Raw genomic sequence first — 21032 nt, forward strand, 5'->3', positions numbered from 1 at the left:
GCAACAACAGTCCGGCTGGAAGCACACGATACCGAATGATGGTTTTTAAGCACGGCTGTACTGGAGCATGAATGAAGTTAAGACACGGTCTTGGAGTTATGTTCGCCCTCGTATCGGTGTTGATCTCCGTAACACTAGCGACGGCGCAGCAGTCCACCGCGACCGGGAGCGTATCGCAGCCGAAGGGCCCATGCGACATCTATGCGGCGGCTGGTACTCCGTGTGTCGCGGCACATAGTACGACTCGTGCTCTCTATGCTTCCTATAAGGGGCTACTCTACCAAGTTAAACGCCAGTCAGATGGGAAAACATTCGAAGTCGGCTTGATGGACGGATATGCCGACGCAGCCGCTCAAGATGCTTTTTGTTCAAACATGCTTTGCGTTATCAACGTGATTTACGACCAGTCTGGCAAAGGAAATCATCTTTACCAGGCGCCCCCGGGGACTTTCAAAGGTCCGGCCAAAGGTGCTTTTGACACTCAGCCCATCGCAGATATGGCGCCTATCACCATTCACGGGCGCAAAGCCTATGGTGTTTACATCATGCCGGGCATGGGGTTCCGCAACAACAACGCAAGCGGTATTGCGATCAATGATCAGGCCGAGGGAATCTATTACGTGATCGATGGCACTCACTTTGACAGCGGATGTTGTTTCGACTATGGCAACTCTTCCACGAATGGCCGCGCGGTTGGTACCGGCACTATGGAGACGACCTACTTTGGCACTTCTACCGTCTGGGGCCGTGGCGAAGGCAAGGGGCCATGGATTATGTCTGACATGGAAGCAGGCCTTTTTTCAGGACGTAACGCTAAATTGAATGAGGCTGATCCTAGCATCCATTCATGGCGGTTTGTCACAGCCGTTATGGATGGCGATACCGGAGATCATTGGGACTTGCGCGGCGGTGATGCCCAAAAGGGAAACCTTGTCACGTTCTACAGTGGTCCTCGTCCTCTGCCCGGTATCAGCGGAGGTTATGCGCCGATGCGTAAGCAGGGGGGCATTTTGCTCGGCACCGGCGGCGACAATGGCAACGGTTCCGCCGGCACTTTTTATGAGGGCGTCATGACCCGCGGATTTCCCACGCAAGCCACGACGGATGAGGTGCAGGCGAACATTGTTGCTGCGAAATATGATCTACCGTCTCTAGGTCTGTCGCGAGTAATGACATTTACTCCGAAGTCGAGGCACCAGGTTCTAGTGTCCTTTACCAATACGACCGGCGGTACAGTGAGAGGCTTGCAGCTAAGTCTTTCCCTGCCCGGTAAAGGCTGGAATTCTGTCGTTTCTGAGAGCACAGCATCCGCAAAGATTTTCCCTGAGGCTATTCCCCCGGGAGCAAGCGTTAGAGCGGCATTCCTCGTTACCTCTCCTGCTAAGCCTGAAGCCGGCTTCCTTACCGCGAAAGCGATGTGGCTTAACGCCATGGCGCCTGACGTTATATCCGCGCGCGTGCGTAACGTGTATCCAATCAAGATCAATGAGGTGCGGTTCGGTACAAGTCTGAACGATTCTGATCAGTTCATTGAGCTTTACAACCCAACGGACGAGCCGATAGACGTTTCTCATTGGAGAATCCTCCATACTCCTGGACAGTGGGCGACTGTCGAATTGGCGTCCGTCCCATCGAGCACCAGGATTGCCCCGCACGGTTTTTATCTGCTCGGTCTTTCCAGCACCGGGTTGGCCGCGCCGGCAATCGCGAGTACGAAGACGATTTATGTGCGTACTACAAAGGGGTTGGCTGCCGGAGAAGCTATCGATATAGACGGAGAGAAACGAACTGTCGTGGGCATCGGCCAAGCCGCTCATGCTATGACGACCATTTTTATTCCGGTGTCTACAGGACCGTGGCTCACCATCCCCGCGGGCTCAACCAATCTGCCGATCGCCAATACCAGCGGCTTCGAAGCTGGACAGCGCGTTGGCATCGACATCGGAGGCAACTATGAGGAGGTTACGGTCAAGTCCGTCGGAAAGGCATCGACCCAGACTGTCCTTGCCGGCGCTGCCTCCTCTCGGGCAACCGATATCAAGGTTGTGGCAGCATCCAATATCTCCGTCGGCGACATGCTTACAGTGAGCACTGGTTCGCTTAAGGAAATCGTAAAGGTGTCCTCGATCGGTTCGGCGCAGGCCAACGGCGACACGGACATCATTCTCACCTCGCCTTTACGTTTCGACCATATGACTGGAGTCGATGTCGCAGATCCTGGGACAGGAATCACGTTTGAGCCGGCGACGAAGTTTACCCATATGAGTGGAGATGCGGTCCAGGCTCTGGGCACTGGGGTCACACTAGATCGTCCTCTCTCTCGTAGCCATCCCTACGGCGCCTATATCGCCGGTATCGCAACCAGTTCGGCCGGCTATCAGGGATCCCCAATGCCGGACCAGTGGTTTGGGACTTCACTGTCGAACCCGACTGTAGCTCAAAACCCCGCAGGCCCGTTCGCAAACAACGCCGGTTCACTCGCGCTTGAAGATCCAACCGGCAAGATTGTCGTTGATGCGCTGGTCTATGGAACGCGGCAGAGCAATTCAAGCGGCAACGGTACCATTACCAGTCCGGAGCTCGCCACACTTGAGGGAGATCAGAGTCAGGGAGGATGTATCGTCGTAGCTCCTGCAATGGTTGGAGGAGGCGGTACGAGTGTAGGCCGTTTTCCGGATGGCGCCGATTCTGACAGTAATTGCATAGACTTTGCTTCTCAGGCGGCAACCAATGTTGCAGCCGCATCCGAGGCTGAAACAAGCAATATTAAGGTGATAGGCACGGCAGGTTTTACGGCTGGTCGAACCGTGATGATCGGTTCCGGCACGGAGCGGGAAACAGCAACGATTGCGAATGTAGGAACTTCAGGAGCTACCTCCTCTACTGCAGCTACGACGGCCGGTTCGACGGTGATCCCCGTCCTTAGTACGGCAGGTTTTACGACGGGGCAGACCATCATGATTGGCAGCGGAGCTAATACTGAGGCCGCGGTTGTCCGGTCAGTCGGTAGAAGGGGCAATGCCAGCATTACGATTGAGACTCCATTGGCTCACCTTTACGAACCGGGCACGTTCGTTGCGGGCACTGGAATAACTTTCACCTCACCATTAAAAAAGGGGCATCCCATTGGGTCTCCGGTTGTAAGCGATTTACCAACTCCCGGTGCATCGAATACGTACTCTAGCCAGGCGCCTTAGTTTGGGAAGACGATAGGCGCCCTGATCCTAGTCTGTTTTCCCGAATCAGCTTCACCGCCGTCAGTTGTAGGAGTAAGAGCCAGAATGAACGTCCGCAATGCAGTCGTCCTCACAGCTATCAGCACTCTCCTTTATGGAGCGCAGGCCCAGAGGGCCGTTCAAGGCGATGTCCTCTGGTACGATCGCCCCGCCATTATTTGGGACGAGGCGCTGCCCGTTGGCAATGGCCGTTTGGGTGCAATGGTTTTCGGTGGGGCGAACGACGGGACGAACAACGGCGACCTGCAGGATGCTAAGAAAAACCTGCCATTGATGGACGGCAAGAGCACGCGCCCGCAAGACGAACATTTGCAACTCAACGAAAGTACATTGTGGCAAGGCTCACGTGCGGATCTGCTAAACCCGCGCGCTCACGAAGGATTCTTGGAGGCGCGTCGACTTTTGCTGGAGTCCCGAGGAACGGATAGCGCGAAGATCAGTCAGGCAGAGAAGCTTCTGGAACAGACCATGCTATCGACGCCACGCGGCATGCCAGGTTATTCAACCTTGGGGGATCTTTACCTTCGTTCCACGTCCAATTCGCCGGTGGATAATGATCGACGCTCGCTCGATCTCGAGACAGGTGTCGTGCGCAGCTCCTATACACAAGACCATACGAAGTATCAGAAGGAAACATTCGCCTCGGCGCCCGACCAGGTGATCGTAGTGCATCTTACGGCGAATCATCCAGGCGCCATTTCCTTCAAACTCAGCATGGACCGTCCTGCGGATTTCACAACCGTCGCGCTGGACGCTCGTAACCTTACACTTCAACCCTCTGCGAACCACCACGACCAGACTGGCTTCCATGCTCAAGTGCGTCTCCTCACAGATGGTGGTCAATCCTTGCAGGATGGCAACTCGCTGCAGGTGATTAAGGCCAATCAAGTAACTATTCTTATCAGCGCTGCGACTGACTTCAAAGGCGGCCGCTTTGCAGGAGGCGATCCAGCCCTGCAGGACAAGGCCACGCTTGATCGCGCTGCAAAGAAGAGCTATGAGCAACTCCGCGAAGCCGCCACACGCGATGTTAGCCGTTACATGCAGCGCATGCATTTCACTCTCGGTGCGGCCGATGCTGCTCTCGAAGCGCTACCTACGAACGAGCGGTTACGCCGTGTCGCAGCCGGAGGCAACGACCTCGGTCTGCAGTCGCTGTACTTCCAGTTCGCACGCTATCTACTGGTCGGATCGAGTCGGCCCGGCGGCCTTCCGGCCAACCTGCAAGGTCTCTGGGCTGCGGGCATTGGCAACCCGTGGGGCTCCAAGTTCACCATCAACATCAATACCGAGATGAACTACTGGCTTGCGGAGCCAGGGAACCTCGGTGATCTGCACCAACCGCTTTTTGATCTCGTCGAGATGGTGCGCAGCCCCGGCAGCGGCACCGGCACGGAGGTCGCACGGAAATATTACGGAGCACAAGGTTTCGTCATCCACCACAACACGGACATATGGGGGGATGCCCATCCCATCGATGGTGTTCCTTATGGGATCTGGCCGATGGGCGGAGCCTGGCTGACGTTGCATGCCTGGGACCACTATGCCTTCTCGCTCGACCGCGATTTCCTCCGTACACGGGCATGGCCTCTGCTGCACGACGCCTCACTCTTTTTCCTGGATTACCTCGTCGACGACGGTACCGGCCATCTGGTCACCGGCCCATCATTGTCACCAGAGAACAAGTACAGGATGGCCGATGGCACAGCGCACTCCATTACGATGGGCCCGACGATGGATCTCCAAATCGTGCGGGAGCTCTTCACGCGTACGCTGCAGGCGGGAGATATTCTGCACGAAGATCCCGTTTTTCTGAACCGTGTTCGGGTCGCAGAATCCAGGCTGCTTCCGTTGCAGGTCGGCAAGCGTGGCAATCTGCAGGAATGGCCGCTCGACTACGATGACGCGGAGCCCGGACATCGCCATATCTCGCACCTCTGGGCGCTGTTTCCCGGCACGCAGATTGACCGGTGGCATACACCTGACCTTGCCCGCGCTACGCAAAATACATTGCAGGCGAGACTGGAGCACGGCGGCGGCCAGACGGGATGGTCGCGCGCGTGGGTCGTTAATTATTGGGATCGCCTCGGCGAAGGGGAAAAGGCCTATGAGAGTATGCAGGTCCTCTTCCGCCAATCGACGTTTCCGAACATGATGGATACCCATCCTCCGGGCGTCTTCCAGATTGACGGTAACCTCGGGGCCGCTAACGGTATGCTCGAAGCTCTGGTACAGTCGCGCTGGTACCCCGACCACACCGAAGTCGATCTTTTCCCGGCGCTTCCCTCCGAATGGTCGCAGGGCAGCGTTACCGGCCTGCGCCTCCGGGGTGACGGTACGCTCGATTTGCAGTGGCAACCGCAGGGCACAACCATCCATTGGCACGCGAACCGCACCGGGCCAGTCGATCTCCGCCTGCCACAAGCTATGGATCCCCGCAAAATTGTCATCGACGATAAGCCCGTACTTACATCACAGATTAATGGTCAGGTCGTGCGCCTCAATATAGTCGGAGGACACATCTACACGCTTCGCTTCTAAGGACAAGCATCTGAGCTACACGGCATAGTCCAAAAACGTCATCATTCCACTTCCTACGCAGGAAATTTCTCCCACAGCGTTCGAAGAACTAAAGAAGCAGAGTTGCCGCTGTTTCTGGCAGGCGCCTGGTTGCGTCAGCGGCGATTGCCCTGAGCCCAGTTCAGCGCATCCTCTCTGTTCGCGAAGGCGCGCATTTTCGTAACTCTTCCGCCTTCAAATGTATACACGTCGGCAAGTCTGATGTCCTGCCAGGTATCGCTCTCCTTCGGTAGCACTTTTGCATGGACGAACACCACAATACGATCGTCTACCGGAATAAATCTCTCAGGCTCGCTAATTACTTCAGCGGCGCCGGCGCGGGATTGCGCGAGATACTTTTTGGCTCCGTCGATCCCATGGTAAGTTCCACCGCCCGGAAATTCTTTGGGCTCTGTCCATTCAACGTGAGCGTCCAACATTTGGACAGCTGAATCAATATCGCCCCGGTTGAATGCTTCGTATGCTCCACGGAGTTTCGTTATCGCATGAGCGGTCTCTTGTTCAGTTAGCACTCGATTTCCTTTCCAAGCGTGATGACAACCGATGATGGAGGCGACCAAAACACAGACGGCCGTCCATAGCGACTTCACACTGCGCCTTCGAACCGATATGTGCTCCGGATGCATCATTGATCCGCTTTCTGCCCCGATCCACGCCGTGCGACCTCGACATTGGCTGTCTACCAAAACCAAATGTTTCGTTGGCGATTCTCGGTACACTACCGGCCTTGAAACGCGCCTATTCATTCACTCACTTCTGCGTGCTTGAAAGGTCAAGTATGGACCTCCAGAAGCTAAGCTTGTAGACACTGGAGCAATGATAGAGCACCGTGCGCCGGGTGAGCGGTGATTCGAGCGATGCTGACGCATATGTAGAACAGGAGGGCAATTTTGTCCAAGACGATCCTGCTGCTCTCCCCTCAATGTAATCATTATGAACACATATTCCCCTCAAAATATCCCACTCGTTGCTGACCGTGAACCCTCCCTTGATACGCCCACTCCCAGGCTGCGTGGGGAGTTCACAAAGGCAATGGAAATCGTCATTCGTCTGTTCGAACAACTGGAACACGCGCCCATTACAATGTCGAAATCTCCTTCCGAAATTGCCTCTCTATTTAGTGAATCGCTTCCAGAGGAAGCGCAGCCCATTGAATCGATACTTGATCAAATCGAGAACAGCATCATTGCAAATTCCACGCTCTGCCTGTCGCCTCGGTTCTTCGGGTATATCAACGGGAGTGGTAACCAGGCGGCGATTATGGGCGAGATGCTGGCCGCTGCCGCAAATCAGATTTGCGCGAAATGGCATTTTTCGCCAGCGGCCTCGGAAGTGGAGCGACAGGTGATTCGCTGGATCGCAGACTTCGTTGGCTATCCAAAAGGGGCTGGAGGTTGTCTTCTGAGCGGAGGTTCGGCCGGGAACCTCATCGCACTGGCAATCGCTCGAAAACGGAAACTTGGATTTGATGTGGCTTCCGAAGGCATGTATCGGTCACCCGTCGCGACCGTTTATGTTTCGACAGAAGGACACGCTTCCATTGAAAAGGCAATGGGCCTTCTGGGCATGGGGCGCACCGCCCTTAGGAAGATCCCAGTCGGAGAAGATTTCACAATCAATCGACAGGCGCTAATGGAAAGGGTTACGGAAGATCGGCGAAACGGCTGTATACCGATCTGTGTGATCGGTAACGCCGGCACAACGAATACTGGTGCCGTCGATCAGCTGAATGACCTGGCAGACTTTTGCCACGAGCAGAATCTATGGTTCCATGTCGATGGGGCGTACGGCGGCCCAGCAGCGCAGACTAAAGCTGCCGGTGCGCTATTCCGCGGTTTGGACCGGGCAGATTCTTTGGTGATCAATCCTCATAAGTGGCTCTATGTCCCTGTGGAGGCGGCCTGTATTCTCGTCCGGGATTCCGAAGTGCTTCCCGAAACCCTAGGCATCGAAGCTGATTATCTGCAGGAAAAGAAATCCATCGGCTTTAATGCGGACGGGCAATTCGATTTCAAGGACTATAGCACTCAACTCTCGAGGGGATTTCGTGCATTGAAGGTATGGATGACGTTCAAGGCTTACGGTGCAAACAGACTTCGGGCGGCAATCGAAAGCAATATCGAGCTCATGCGCGATTTTGCGAACCAGATCGATAACGCCGAAGATTTCATGCGCTTTTCCCCTGTGCCACTGTCTGTAGTGTGTTTCCAATATCGGACTGTAGATCAATCGGTTCATCAGGACAGGGAATTCCTCGATCGATTAAACAGGGACCTACTCAGCGCGCTGGAACAAGACGGTCGCATATTCCTTTCCGGAACCAAAATCAATGGGAGTACCGTCCTTCGGGCATGCAGCGTGAATCATCGGCTCCAGAGAAGACATGTGAATCTCATTCTGGAGGTTGTTCGGCAGGTAGGTTCTGCGCTGGCGGCTCGTTTGAGACAGGGTCGCTGATAGATCAGATCGTCCCCGCCTTAACATACTTTCCGGGTGCGATTCCGAAGGATTGCTTAAAGCAGCGATTGAGATGGCTCTGATCGCAAAAGCCCGCCTCAGAAGCAGTTTCTGCGATCGGTCGACCGGAAGCCAGAAGCTTCTTGGCGCGGTGGACCCTTTGAATCGTCTGATATCTGTGAGGGGCAACCCCGACTTGCTTGTGAAATGTGCGGACTAAATAGTAGGGGCTTAGGTTCGCCATCTCGGCCAGAGTGTTGATAGATATATTTTGGTCAGAATACGCGTCTAGCCATTCTCTGACTCGCCGGATCGCTGCACTTTCGCGCCCGATCTTGCAGGAAACTTGATGTGGAACGAAATGACTTGAGATCAATCGTGCAACGACCGACAACAGCAGCGACTCGATTTGCAGTAATGAGGTGGATTCGATCAAGCTTTCGAAAACACTTACTAAATGCGAAACCAGAATCTGATCAGATACCAACGGAGAATCGAACCGAGGCTCAAGAGGACCTCTCCGGTCGAGGCCTACGAAAAGGTTCTTCATCAGAGCGGGCTCAATATACAGATTGCGGTATTCCCATCCGTGATGGGAAACTGCGCGACCGGTATGGAGTTCTCCCGGTGCGATGAGATTGCAGGTGCCAGGTGAGGCATCGTGGATCTGACCACGGCAGTCGAAAGTACCACGACCTGCATAATTCAGGCTAATGGCATAGAAATCATGCATGTGAGGGGCGAAGGAATGTTTCACCCATCGGGCACTCATCACCTCCAGACCGTCCAACCCGGGCGGGCGAGAGTACTTCACAAGTTCCTGATGGTTCTTCCCTTCGCGCTGAACAGGTTTCTTTTTCTGATGGTCAGCCATTACAACTCTCGTCTCGGCAGTTAGATGAGTGATGGTCCGAACGGCGCTGAACATAAACATCTCTACACCGGTGCGGAGAGAGGATTCATTCTACTGTGAATCCAGACGGACCTCCCGTCCCAATTTGGCGAGTTGTACACGCATCTCGCGCTCCAGTGCAGTCCATTCCTTACGGGCGGTGTCGAGATCGGGAATGCGCTCCGCCTTCTGAAAGACCTGAAATGCTTCGCCTCCCAAATGATTGATCCAGATGCTCTCGGCAGCACAGATGTGCGCGACAGATCACGCACTGAACTGAAGCTGTTGCCCAGGGGATATGAATTGCTCGGGTCTGATCATAGCGATGGCGCCGAGTACGCGGTCTCGCGCCCAATAGTTAATAGTCGATGAGAGGCAGAGATCGTCGTAGGTCATCAAGTCCCGTTCCAAACGTGCGTGCTCGCTGTTGAGCGGTTGACGAGCGCTGTGCAGAGAAATAGCGGAAGTGGCTGAGGCTATCAGTCTATGTTCCGCAGAGAGCACTCGAGCACTTTCCATCAGATCTCAACGATTCTGACTGAACACGAAACCATGGGCCTTGGCGTTGATATGACATTGAAAGCAGGATGATCCGGAGTCGTGGACAGCATCCTGGAGCTGTTGATTGCCCATGAATCTTTCGAATTTCCAGCCCCCAGTACTCTTGTAGAGGCTCGCATCTTTGATCATCACGTCAACTCTTCGGCGCTCGCCCTCGATGATGACCCCATTCTTCTGTTGAGCTTCACGTAACTCGTATACGATTACTGCTCCATCAGGGAAGTTGCCAGATACATATCCGTCGACTGCTTTCTGGTTTGCAAAAATATGATGCATTCCTTGTTCGTTCTCGGGGAAGACGCCGCCAGGTAGAATTACGCCGGTTCCCACATGGACCCAGCGACGAAAATTGTCGGGGTATTGCGCCGAATCGGCGGCCCACGCCATGCCTACCGAGATGAGTGCGAAAACCAACAATATTCGAATATTGCGCCGTGACAGCTTCAACCAAAACGTGATTTCTTTAGTATCCATGGCTCCCCGCTTAACTGAAGGTCCGCGTTCCAATTCAGTTCGCTGCTGCAATATACGTGGTTCTTCCAGGCACATTGGGATTCTCGGCGGAGCCAATTTGTCTTCGATCTACACGGCTTGCGAGAATCTCGGCAAATATCAAACATGCTCCGATCGCAGACAGGTTGTAGACGGCGGCACCCCATGTCGCCTGATTGCCAAGACGAATAAAAGTAGGAGGAATTTCTACAAAGCCCTCGAACAGCAGCAGCATCAACGCGAGAAGCCTGGCAGCCAGAATGGCTTTGATTCCTGAACAAATCGCAATTCCTGCCAGAATGAAGGCGATTCCGGTTGTTGCTGCCCAAAAATATCCCAACCCCATCCAATGTGGGACGATGTTCGCGAAGACGCGAATGCCAATGAGATGGAGTACGCCAAAGACAAGAGGAGGCAATCCCAACATCCAGCGCGCCGCGACTGCGGTCCTCGCTTGCAACGCGGAATCTGTCGAGGCAAGGGATACGTAAAGCATTGCTGCCGCGGCGACCAACATCACCTGTTGTGCGACCCCAAAAGAAACCCCTGCCAGGACATCGAATCGCCAACCGAGCGCATGAATTCCGGCGTAATACCTAAGCAGCCACATGGCTACAAAAATTAAGTAAGCGATAGCGGAAGCTATGGCGCCGGCCCTTGCAGTTCGGCGTGATAGGACTGCAAGACCTGCTGCGACCATCCAGATGCCCACAACGTCGGCTAATATGTGCTGACCGCGAAGATTTCTCCCTAGGGATTGGATGGGCTGATGAGATGCATCAAATGCATGCCATGCAATATCCAGAATGCCCGTAATAGCAGTTCCCAGGCCATAGAACCACACGCCAAATTTCATCTGTAATCTCCCGAGTTGCTTAGCCAGCGACCAGAAGGCAAACATAACGTTCGCTCTTCGTGAGCCATCGTTCCCTCTGTTCTTGTCCTCGACTACGCTGCCATCCTAGGGGCGCAGCGGAAGAGATAGACACATGCTTTTGACGAACAGCCCTGGCGGGAGGTCCAACTGGATTGAGGTCTTTGCGAGCAGTCTGAAGAAAGTGCGTGTAGTCGGGTGCATTGCGCCAAAGCGAATGTACTTGTGGGTAGATCTACAAAGTCTCATCCCAGAGAAGTTCTGAGGACAACTCACGCGAGTTCGGCGCTCATCTCTATTTGCACGGACTACCGCGCCCTGGCAGCCGGAAGATCTCGCGGCCACGTGGAACTACGATCCTTACAAAGCGACTCTTCTTGAGTGGAGGATTACATGCGATCTGTTGAAAATGATTCTGAGTTCAAAACGATTGCACCAAAGATTCTGTACTTCGGGAATCCGGTTGCACTCATCAGCTCAGTCAATGAGGACCGCACTCCTAATCTCGCGCCGATTTCATCCTTCTGGGCACTGGGATGGACGATGACACTTGGGCTTCTCATGGACACCAAGACTCTTGAGAACCTCGAATTACGACGAGAGTGCGTCGTTAACATACCGTCGCCCGATATGTGGCCGCAGGTGGAAGCACTCGCTTCGCTTACAGGGCAAAATCCAGTGCCTGAAGACAAGCGGAATAAGTTCCGCTTCGAAAAAGACAAGTTTGGCGCTGGCTCCTTCGCCCCTCTGCCAAGCGAAGTCGTTTCAGCACCTCGGGTAAGAGAATGCCCGGTACACCTCGAAGCAATCGTGCGTTCACTCCATGAACTCCAGGGTGACCCGCGTCTCCACAAATTAGGCGGTGCGGCGTCCGTCGAAGTTGAGATATTACGCGTACACGTTCGGGCGGATTTCGTCGTAGAGGATCACTACGTTGATCCTGCAAAGTGGCAACCTCTCATCTATAACTTTCGGCACTATTTTGGACTGGGACAGGAATTGGGCAAGACATTTCGCGCAGAGGTATAGAAGCCTTCTTGAAATCAAGACCCAAGTGCAACAAATAGTCGCAATCAATTTTTAGGGATAGCCGCAGCCGGCCTGCCGCCCACGTCACGCTGGTACCACGACCACACCGAAGTCGATCTCTTTCCGGCGCTTCCCTCCGAATGGTCGTAGGCAGTGTTCCGGTCTCGCTCCGGGGTGACGGTACGCTCGATCTGAAGTGGCAACCGCAGCCATCCATTGGCACCCGAGCCGGACCGGGCCTCTCGATCTTCGTCTGCTATAAGCTATTGATCCCCACAAAAGGCCCAAATAAGCAATCGTTTTTCTTGGAGAAAAAATAAAGATAAATACGTTTTTATAGGTTGACGGGGGATGCGGTAATTCTTTAAGTTTTGGTCGCGAAATTTATCTGTTTTTTGTGTGAGCGAAAGCACGCCGGGGCGGGTGGGTTCTCACCCACGAGTCTTAACGGGCGGGCCGTGCAATGAGAACAGACGTGAGGTTGTAAGGAGGAAGCGGCGAGATGGAAAACAATGCGGCAGATGGCCGGCAGTCTTCAATAAACCGCCGACAATTTCTGGAGTACGCTGTCGGCGCGACGGCGATGCTTGGTCTACGCAGTCCCGCATTCGGGCAGAGCCCGGCGTCGGGAAGTGATGACTTGCTGCCGGACGGCTCGACGTACGTCTCTTGGGAACAGCCACTGAAGTTCTCCAAAACCTACTACGTTAACAATGGTTCTGCTCATGCCAGTGATGACGGTCCCGGTACGGAGGCAAAACCCTTCCGCACCATCAACAAGGCCGCGCAGGTGCTGCAGCCGGGCGAACGCGTGGTAATTGCCGCGGGAACATATCGCGAGTGCGTAAAGCCGGCGCGTGGGGGAACGAGCCCGGACAAGATGATCAGCTACGAAGCTGCCCCTGGAGCGAAGGTTTACATCAAGGGATCAGAGGTGGTGAAGGATGGATGGACGCAGGACCCGCCGGTCGTTTTCGGCCGGCCTGGCGCCACGCCTCCTCCTCCGCAGGCACCTACGTGGGGATTCCAGCTCACGGGAGCGATGTTCCCGGATGCCTACAATCCGTTTGCGCTGGCCAGCGTTGCCGGCGACCGCGTCTGGTTGGACACCAAGGCCGTGGACATGGGGCCATACTTCCGCCGCCGTGGTCTGGTGTTTGCGGACGGCAAGCCGTTGGAGCCGGTGGAGCTGCAACGTGAGCTGGTGAGCCCGAACCTGCCTGGGCCGCCGCCGCCGGGAGCACCGCCGTCCATGGCCGGGACGCCGCCGCGTACACGCAACGGACCGATGATGCAGGAGCTTGGTGGTACCAAGGATGACAGGTTTTACACCGATGCGAATGGTCAGTCGATCCACATCCGTTTGGCGAGCGGGACACCGGTTGATCACACGATCGAGATCACGACTCGCGAACAGGTGTTTGTCCCCGCGAACCGTGGGACCAGTTACATCCGTTTGAAGGGAATCACCTTCGCGCATGCCGGCAATGGATTTCCGCTGCCGCAGCGCGGAGCCATGGTGGATACCAATGGTGGAGGACGCTGGATATTCGAAGACAACACCTTTGAGTGGGCGAATGCTATTGGCCTGGAGATTGGCGGAGTGGCCCCAGCAGGCTCGCAGCAGCCTAACAGCGCTCACATCATCCGCAATAACACCTTCCGCTACAACGGCATTGAAGGCGTAGCGGGCATTGGTTCGCGCGATGTGCTGATTGATAGCAATTTGTTCGAGTGGAATTGCTGGGCCGATGCGGAACGCGAGTGGGAGTCTGCTGCGGCGAAGTTCCACCGGGCGCAGAACATGATGTTCCGTCGCAATGTGATTCGTCATACCCGTCACGGCAACGGGATCTGGTTGGACAGCGGTGACGTGAACTGCCGTATCACGAGTAATATCTTTGCCGACACGCTGACGGTGAGCGCGGCGATCCACATGGAGATGAACCTTCAGCCTAACCAGATTGATAACAACATCATCTGGGACGTGCGCAATGCTGAGCCGGGAACTCCGGGGCAGCGTGGATGCGCGGGTTCGGGCATCTTCATTAACGCGAGCGACAAGATTGTTATTGCGCAGAACCTGATCGGCAAGTGCGAGAACTCGGGCATCTTTGCGATTGTTCGCCCGGACCGCGCAGGCAGCGGTTTTGCGTCAGAGAACAAGATCAGCAACAACATCTTCTCGACGTTGGGCAAGTCGGGAATCGTGTTTCTCACGGAGAAAAACGAGGCCGACGGCAACGTGTATGCATCGCTGCCTAACGAGTTCCAAGGGTTCTTTACGGGCGAACAGAAGCAGTGGTTCAGCCTGGCGGATTGGCGAGCGAAGTATGGCTGGGACAAGAACTCGGTCGTGGCCGATGTGCAGGTGAGCTTCGACCCGGACAAGCTGGAGTTGTCGATCAATTGCCCGCAGCCGTTGCCGAAGGTCAGTGCCATAAATCAGATTGACCAGGACATTCTTGGTAAGACGGCGGGGGCAACAAGAGTTGCCGGACCGCTGGCAGATCCGGGATCGAAGCGTGTCTGGAAGGTTGACCCACGCCGCACCCTTGCTTAGGCAAGAAGGCTTATATCGGGCGAGATGCTTGTCGCCAGAAGCAACGCAAAAGGTTGGACGGAAAGACGAGTGATGAGAACGAGGTCAATTGGAGGAGCGGTCGTCGGAGCTATTGTCGTGGTCGGTGCGGCGACAGCTTTGACACAACGGAGCAGAGAAATGGGGAGTGGTCCGATTGATTGGGGCCATGCTCGTTATTCTTCACTGACTCAAATCAATGTTGGCAATGTACAGGGGCTAAAGCCGGTCTGGGTCTACGACACGGGGGTAAAGGGCCGGGGCTGGGAGGGTAGTCCCATTGTGGTCGATGGTGTCATGTATCTCTCCATCCCTGGAGGAGCATCCGCCCTGGATCCGGAGACTGGAAAAGAGTTGTGGAGGTTTGTCCCCCAAGGTCTCTCCAGGCCAGGACGTGATCGGGGTGTCGCCTATTGGCCTGGGGATGGCACGCTCGGCGCCAGAATCATCTACGCTACGGCAGACCGTCTTTATGCGCTCGACGCAAAGACTGGCTCTCCTATTTCCTCTTTCGGCAAGGACGGGATGGTGAATCTGCGCGATGAGGTTGCAGATAAGTATCCGGATGCTCTTTACACAATCTCGTCGCCTGCCGCGATCTACAAGAATCTTGCAATCATCTCGCCCTCTACGCAGGAGTTTGGCAGCAAGGGTCCGAGTGGTGATCCCCGGGCTTTCGATGTCCGGACCGGGAAGCAGGTTTGGCGCTTCCATACCGTACCCCAACCAGGAGAGCCTCTAGACGGTTCGTGGGGGCCGGAGGGCTGGAAAGAACGAGCGGGGCCCAGCGCATGGGGCGGTGCGACGGTGGACCCGGCAACCGGCCTGGTGTTCATTCCGATTGGGAATCCCGACGACAGTTACAACGGTATTGATCGCCCCGGGAATAACTACTATGCGAACTCAATCATTGCACTCGATGCCAATACCGGAAAGTTGAAATGGTTTTACCAGATGACGCATCACGACATTACAGATCTTGATGCGGCGGCAGCTCCTAGCCTGATTGACATACACCGAAATGGGCAGGTCATTCCCGCGTTGGTGGAAGTGCCGAAATCGGGAATCGCATTCATTCTTGATCGGCGTACCGGCAAGCCTGTATTTGGAGACGAGGAGCGTCCGATCCCTCAAAGCGATGTTCCCGGCGAACATAGTTCACCGACTCAGCCGTTTCCGCTGAAGCCGGAGCCTCTCGCGAGAATGCGAATAAGCCGGGATGACATCACCACCCTTACTCCTGAAGCTCATGATTACTGCACTGCATCGTGGGATAAGCAGCAGATGCATAATGATGGTCCTTACACCCCGGTCAGCACGAAAGGCACCACGGTCTTCGCGCCGGGAACATCAGGGGGCGGGAATTGGGGTGGCGTCTCCACCGATCCTCATCTCGGCTACTTCTTCGTCAATGTGTCGAATATGCCCACGACCAGCCGGATGGTTCCTGATGGCGCGGGCGGCTATAAGCTGCAAGGGGCTTACGGGCGATTCAATGATATGAAGGGATGGCCGTGCGTCCGCCCGCCGTGGGGCGAACTTATTGCCGTGAATGCGAATACCGGAGACATTGCATGGCGCTCGCCCCTTGGCGTATCGGATGATTTCGGCGCGGCAGGCAAGACTACTGGCACTCCTAACCTGGGTGGATCGATAGCCACGGCAGGAGGTCTGGTCTTTATCGGAGCCACAGTGGATTCGCGCTTCCGTGCTTTTGATTCACACACAGGGAAGGAAGTCTGGACGGCCACGTTGCCAGCTCCCGCAGTTTCAACCCCCCTAACCTTTCAAGGTAAGAGCGGTCGCCAATATGTTGTCGTTCCCGATGGCGGTCCCGGCACCATCGGTATGCCAGGTCGTTTCTTGAGCTATCACGCGATCCTGATCGCGTATGCGCTGCCGAAGGCCGGCGAGAATGCGATTGATCTTGCGCAGTATGCGCCGGTAGCTGCGCCGCGTCCACCAGGTATGGGAAACCAGATCGCCGCTGCTGGGAGCGCATCGCCCGGTATGGCAGGTGAGCCGATTTTGCCCGCAGGCGAGGGAAGAGAGGATGTGCTCTCGATGTGCGGCAAATGTCACGGTCTCAGCACCGTGGTGGCAAATCGTCGCTCGCCGGACGGATGGCGAGATCTCATTCAAGACATGCGCTCCCGTGGTGCACAGGGAGATGATGCGAAAGCCGGCAGGGTCCGGGATTATCTTTCACGTTACTTTGGATTGCTACCGGCGCCTGCCGAACCAAGCCCCCCGGGCCGGTGAAGGAAAGGAACCCGTTATGACATCGAAGCAGTTATTCAACGTAGGCTGAACTGCTCCATCACGAGAGGCCGTTCAAGGATTGTCGCCTCAGAGATCGCTTTAGCGTTAGCACTGAAGGAGAAGTATGAATAGAAGATCGTTGTTGAAGTATTCAGCGTTGGTGGGTATCGCCCGGCCATTTGTTTCAACCGCAATCGCGAAGGCTCAGGCTTCTAAAGAGCAAGTTCAAAAAGCAATCGTTTTGTACTGTGATCTCGCGATCGATCCGGCGCGCGAGCAGGAGATGTTGCATCAATTCCATTCCCAGTTCAAACCAGCGGCAGAGAAGTTCGAAGGATATATCGATGTCAAGATCGTGAAGCTTCGCAAGGTAGTACAAGGACGTCCGGCCCCGGCGGCGAATATTAATTACCGCTTCCAGCTAACGTACAGGAGCGAAGAGCTGCGGCAGCGCTGGATTGCCTCCGACGTCCACAAACGCGTATGGCCCCTCATCGAAAATACAGTGCTCAATCGGGACTATCTTGTATTGCTGACGGACAATGCTTAGCGTGAGCGCGCAAGAACGCAAACGCGGCCTCGCATTTGGGAAGTTACATAACGGAGAAACAGAAATGTGTCTGGGCTTGAGATTGATCGTAGCTGGTGTTGCGAGCATCGCGCTGTCTGGGGTGGTAATGAGCCAAACTCCGGATGCGGAGAAACGCGTCGCAAGCGGAGCGGAAATAGTACGGCTCGATCCCGGTTTGGACGCCGTGATTGCCCCGGGAACAAAGATCGAGAAGGTTGCGAGCGGCTTCGTGTTTACTGAGGGCCCGATGTGGCGTTCAGGGCGCCTATGGTTTTCAGACGTCAAGGGCAACAAGATGTACGCACTGACGCCTGACGGCAAATCGGTCCTCTTGATGGACCACTCGGGTGGCATCGACAACGCCTCTTCTGGCGGAGGGTTCAAAGGATCGAACGGCATTGCGCCCGCCAAGGATGGCAGCGTGCTCGTGACCCAGCATGGAGCCCGAAGGATCGTGCGCCTCGATGAGCACCTGAAGCCCTCCACGTTCCTCGACCGCTTCGAAGGGAAGAGATTCAACAGTCCGAACGACCTGGTCTTCGCGCCAGATGGGTCTCTATGGTTTACCGATCCACCTTACGGGCTCGATCGCCAGGATCGCGACCCGGCGAAGGAGTTGGGATTCAACGGCGTATTCCGATATGCCGACGGTAAGCTTACAGCTCCCATCAGAAATTTAAGCCGGCCAAACGGAATTGGTTTCAACAGGGATGGGAAGACTCTTTATGTCTCCAACTCCGGCCCGGAGATGTTTGTCGAGAAATACAAGGTCGCCGCAGACGGCAGCGTCTCGGATGGGACCAAATTTATTGAGTATCCGGGCAGTGCGCCTGATGTCCCAGACGGCCTGAAGCTTGACTCAGCGGACAATCTCTGGACCTCAGGCCCAGGTGGCATCCGAGTGATATCGCCCGCAGGCAAAGTGCTGGGACAGATTAAGCTGCCGGAAGTAGCCGCAAATCTGGCTTGGGCTGACGGTGGCAAGACTCTGTACATCACCGCTTCTACGAGCATCTATCGCCTGCGAGTCAAGACGCCCGGGGCGATGCCACTCTACGGACGATGATGGTGCGTATAGCTTTACGAATCGCATCAGCAGGTTAGGTAGGAGCGATGAGCATTAGACATAAAACGAAGGTTCGCTGGGCACTTGCATTCGGCTTATTCGTCTTGAGCGCCGTTGCCTATCTAGACCGTACAAACCTGTCGATTGCCGGACTGCAGATTAGCCGAGAGTTTGGTCTCGGCAATCAGCGTCTCGGGTGGATGGCGAGCGCATTTCTTGTCGGCTATGCAGCCTTCCAGGTCCCGTCCGGGTGGGCTTCCGCTCGATTTGGGCCGCGGGTTGTCCTTGCGATCGGTGTTCTATGGTGGGGAATCGCCACCATCTTCACCGCTCTGTTGCCATCGTCCACCACGCATGCTGTGCTTTTCCTGGTGGCCCTTCGGTTTGGTCTCGGTGTTGGAGAATCCATCATTTATCCGGCCGCAAATCAGTTTGTGATGCGATGGTTCCCCTCCCACGAGCGGGGTTTGGTCAACGGACTCATCTTTGCGGGAGTAGGAGCGGGCAGTGGCCTGACGCCGCCTTTGCTTACCTGGTTCATCCTTCATCACGGCTGGCGTTCTGCCTTTTGGTTCAGCGCGGCAGTCGGCATTCTGGCAGGCCTCCTCTGGTGGTTGGTTGCGAGAGACCGGCCGGAAACACATCCGTTGGTCAGTGAAATCGAACTCAGGACAATTCGCGAAGTGTCACCGGGCGATTCGCCGGATTCAGGACATCCGCAGCCAGAATCGAACAAAATCTCCTGGAAGGAGATTCTGCATCGGTCCGATCTGCTTGCTCTTATGGGTGCATACTTTGGGTTCTTGTATATCGCCTGGGTCTACTTCAGTTGGTTTTTTATCTACATGGCCCAGGTTCGCGGCTTCGATCTGAAGGCCAGCGCACGGTACACAATGCTTCCGTTCCTTTCGATGACAATCTTCTGTCTTCTAGGAGGCAAGCTGACCGATGTACTTACACGCAACTACGGTCTTCGGGTGGGAAGGTGTGGACTCGCAGCGGCTGCATCGTTGCTGACGGCGTTGTTTCTTGTGCTCGGATCTCAGCTTCATAATCCACAACTGGCAGGTCTGACACTTGCTGCCGGAGCGGGTGCACTGTATCTGTCGCAAAGCGCTTACTGGTCTGTTGCAATCGACATTGCAGGTCCAAGCTCAAGCGTCTTCTCAAGCATCATCAACATGGGTGGTCAAATCGGCGGCGCCGTCACCGCTTCATTGACTCCATGGATCGCGCAGCGATTCGGCTGGACGACATCTTTCGCCACAGCGGCAGGTTTTGCAGTTCTCTCCGCGATCTTTTGGTCGACCGTCCATCCGGAACGGCCCCTATCTCCCAGATCTACCGACCCGAGGCGTCTGTCGAGTGACGACAGGAACAAGATTGAATTTCATAACGGAGTCATTGAGGAGGCAAGCCTGTGATTTTTATTTCAGACCGGCAATTTCCTGGAGGAAAGATGGTTAAGAGGCCTTGGTTCGCGTTGTCGCTCTTGCTCATCATTACGTCCGCAGGCTATACGCAAACCAGCACTCCCGCGGCGCAGGCCGCCCGGACGCTCGATCAACGCATCGGCCACACCGATCCGGCGAAGGCCAACCACCTTACGGCGGTGCATGACGGTCCGGGGTCAATGGATTTCCGTCCATTGCTTGGGTTGAACTCTCTCGATACGAACCTGATCTTCTTCCATCGCGGCGTTATTCAGCCCAAGAGCGGCATCGGCCAGCATTTTCATAACAAATGCGAAGAGATGTTCGTCATTCTGGATGGTGAAGCGGAGTTTACCGTCGACGGCCACACATCTCTCGTTAAAGGGCCGGCTGGAGTGCCGGATGTCATGGGGCATGCCCACGCTATTTACAATCCGACGGACAAGCCGGTCCAATGGCTGAATATCAATGTGGGATTGAGCAAGACCTACGACGCCTTTAACCTGGGAGACCCTCGTCTCGGGGTAAACCTCGATCCCATTCCTCAGTTCATGACAATGCATTTGGATCGGGCGTTATTGAAGCCGATCGAGCACATGGAAGGCGGTACCGGAACTGTCCAATACCGCAGAGCCCTTGCTCCAAGTGTGTTCTCAACCGTGTGGTCTTACGTGGATCATTTGGTAATACCGCCGGGGAGCTCGGTGGGGCCGGTGACCAAAGCTCAAATGAGCGAGGTCTACTATGTTCTATCTGGAGCAGGTGAGGCGCGCATTGGAACGGAGAAGGCTGCGATTCAGACTGGAGACGCCATTCCGGTCCGGCTAAACGAAGAACACAGTTTTACCAGCAGCGGTAACCAGCCGCTTGAATTCATGATTGTTGGCGTTGCTAAGGACTTCGCATCCAAGGATGCACTCATGAATGCCAGACGCTGATGGAGGGGGTAGTCTACGATCAGCAAATTCAAAATGGTCATGTAAGAAAGCGATTTGAGG

Annotated in this window: 15 protein-coding genes; 10 read left to right on the top strand and 5 right to left on the bottom strand. The window is 55.3% G+C overall.

The window, feature by feature from the left end:
• Positions 1-71 precede the first annotated feature (71 nt).
• The gene (locus OHL21_RS15160; RefSeq protein WP_263418121.1) at positions 72-3197 is read left to right on the top strand and encodes an arabinofuranosidase catalytic domain-containing protein; all 3126 of its coding nucleotides are present in this window, start codon (positions 72-74) and stop codon (positions 3195-3197) included.
• Between the two features lie 84 nt (positions 3198-3281).
• A complete protein-coding gene (locus OHL21_RS15165) occupies positions 3282-5777 on the top strand; it encodes a glycoside hydrolase family 95 protein (protein ID WP_263418122.1) in 2496 nt (831 codons plus the stop codon).
• Positions 5778-5911: 134 nt separating this feature from the next.
• Here the strand turns inward: OHL21_RS15165 and OHL21_RS15170 are convergent, their stop codons facing one another.
• Positions 5912-6406 carry a nuclear transport factor 2 family protein gene (locus OHL21_RS15170; protein ID WP_263418123.1) on the bottom strand — a complete coding sequence of 165 codons (495 nt, stop codon included), beginning with the start codon at positions 6404-6406 and terminating at the stop codon, positions 5912-5914.
• Between the two features lie 442 nt (positions 6407-6848).
• Between OHL21_RS15170 and OHL21_RS15175 the strand changes: the two genes are divergently transcribed.
• Positions 6849-8273, top strand: a complete 1425-nt coding sequence (locus OHL21_RS15175) for a pyridoxal phosphate-dependent decarboxylase family protein (protein WP_263418124.1) — start codon at positions 6849-6851, stop codon at positions 8271-8273.
• A 4-nt stretch (positions 8274-8277) separates the two neighbouring features.
• On the opposite strand, the gene OHL21_RS15180 is transcribed toward OHL21_RS15175, so the two are convergent.
• From OHL21_RS15180 to OHL21_RS15195, 4 genes are all read right to left on the bottom strand, one after another.
• Positions 8278-9147 carry a helix-turn-helix domain-containing protein gene (locus OHL21_RS15180; RefSeq protein ID WP_263418125.1) on the bottom strand — a complete coding sequence of 290 codons (870 nt, stop codon included), beginning with the start codon at positions 9145-9147 and terminating at the stop codon, positions 8278-8280.
• 90 nt (positions 9148-9237) lie between these two features.
• Positions 9238-9384 carry a hypothetical protein gene (locus OHL21_RS15185; protein ID WP_263418126.1) on the bottom strand — a complete coding sequence of 49 codons (147 nt, stop codon included), beginning with the start codon at positions 9382-9384 and terminating at the stop codon, positions 9238-9240.
• 306 nt (positions 9385-9690) lie between these two features.
• A complete protein-coding gene (locus OHL21_RS15190) occupies positions 9691-10200 on the bottom strand; it encodes a cytochrome P460 family protein (RefSeq protein ID WP_263418127.1) in 510 nt (169 codons plus the stop codon).
• A gap of 34 nt (positions 10201-10234) precedes the next feature.
• Positions 10235-11119, bottom strand: coding sequence for a hypothetical protein (locus OHL21_RS15195; RefSeq protein WP_263418128.1), 885 nt, complete (start codon positions 11117-11119; stop codon positions 10235-10237).
• 366 nt (positions 11120-11485) lie between these two features.
• On the opposite strand from OHL21_RS15195, the gene OHL21_RS15200 reads away from it, so the two are divergent.
• From OHL21_RS15200 to OHL21_RS15230, 7 genes are all read left to right on the top strand, one after another.
• A complete protein-coding gene (locus tag OHL21_RS15200; protein WP_263418129.1) occupies positions 11486-12121 on the top strand; it encodes a flavin reductase family protein in 636 nt (211 codons plus the stop codon).
• A gap of 502 nt (positions 12122-12623) precedes the next feature.
• Positions 12624-14684, top strand: a complete 2061-nt coding sequence (locus OHL21_RS15205; protein WP_263418130.1) for a right-handed parallel beta-helix repeat-containing protein — start codon at positions 12624-12626, stop codon at positions 14682-14684.
• A gap of 72 nt (positions 14685-14756) precedes the next feature.
• Positions 14757-16964, top strand: a complete 2208-nt coding sequence (locus OHL21_RS15210) for an outer membrane protein assembly factor BamB family protein (protein WP_263418131.1) — start codon at positions 14757-14759, stop codon at positions 16962-16964.
• Positions 16965-17124: 160 nt separating this feature from the next.
• The gene (locus tag OHL21_RS15215) at positions 17125-17514 is read left to right on the top strand and encodes a hypothetical protein (RefSeq protein ID WP_263418132.1); all 390 of its coding nucleotides are present in this window, start codon (positions 17125-17127) and stop codon (positions 17512-17514) included.
• A 127-nt stretch (positions 17515-17641) separates the two neighbouring features.
• A complete protein-coding gene (locus OHL21_RS15220) occupies positions 17642-18601 on the top strand; it encodes an SMP-30/gluconolactonase/LRE family protein (protein ID WP_263418133.1) in 960 nt (319 codons plus the stop codon).
• Positions 18602-18648: 47 nt separating this feature from the next.
• Positions 18649-20025, top strand: coding sequence for an MFS transporter (locus tag OHL21_RS15225; protein WP_263418134.1), 1377 nt, complete (start codon positions 18649-18651; stop codon positions 20023-20025).
• Between the two features lie 35 nt (positions 20026-20060).
• Complete coding sequence (locus OHL21_RS15230; RefSeq protein ID WP_263418135.1) at positions 20061-20972, top strand: cupin domain-containing protein; 912 nt, start codon at positions 20061-20063, stop codon at positions 20970-20972.
• Positions 20973-21032: the final 60 nt, after the last annotated feature.

Source organism: Terriglobus albidus, from assembly GCF_025685425.1.
GTDB lineage: Bacteria > Acidobacteriota > Terriglobia > Terriglobales > Acidobacteriaceae > Terriglobus > Terriglobus albidus.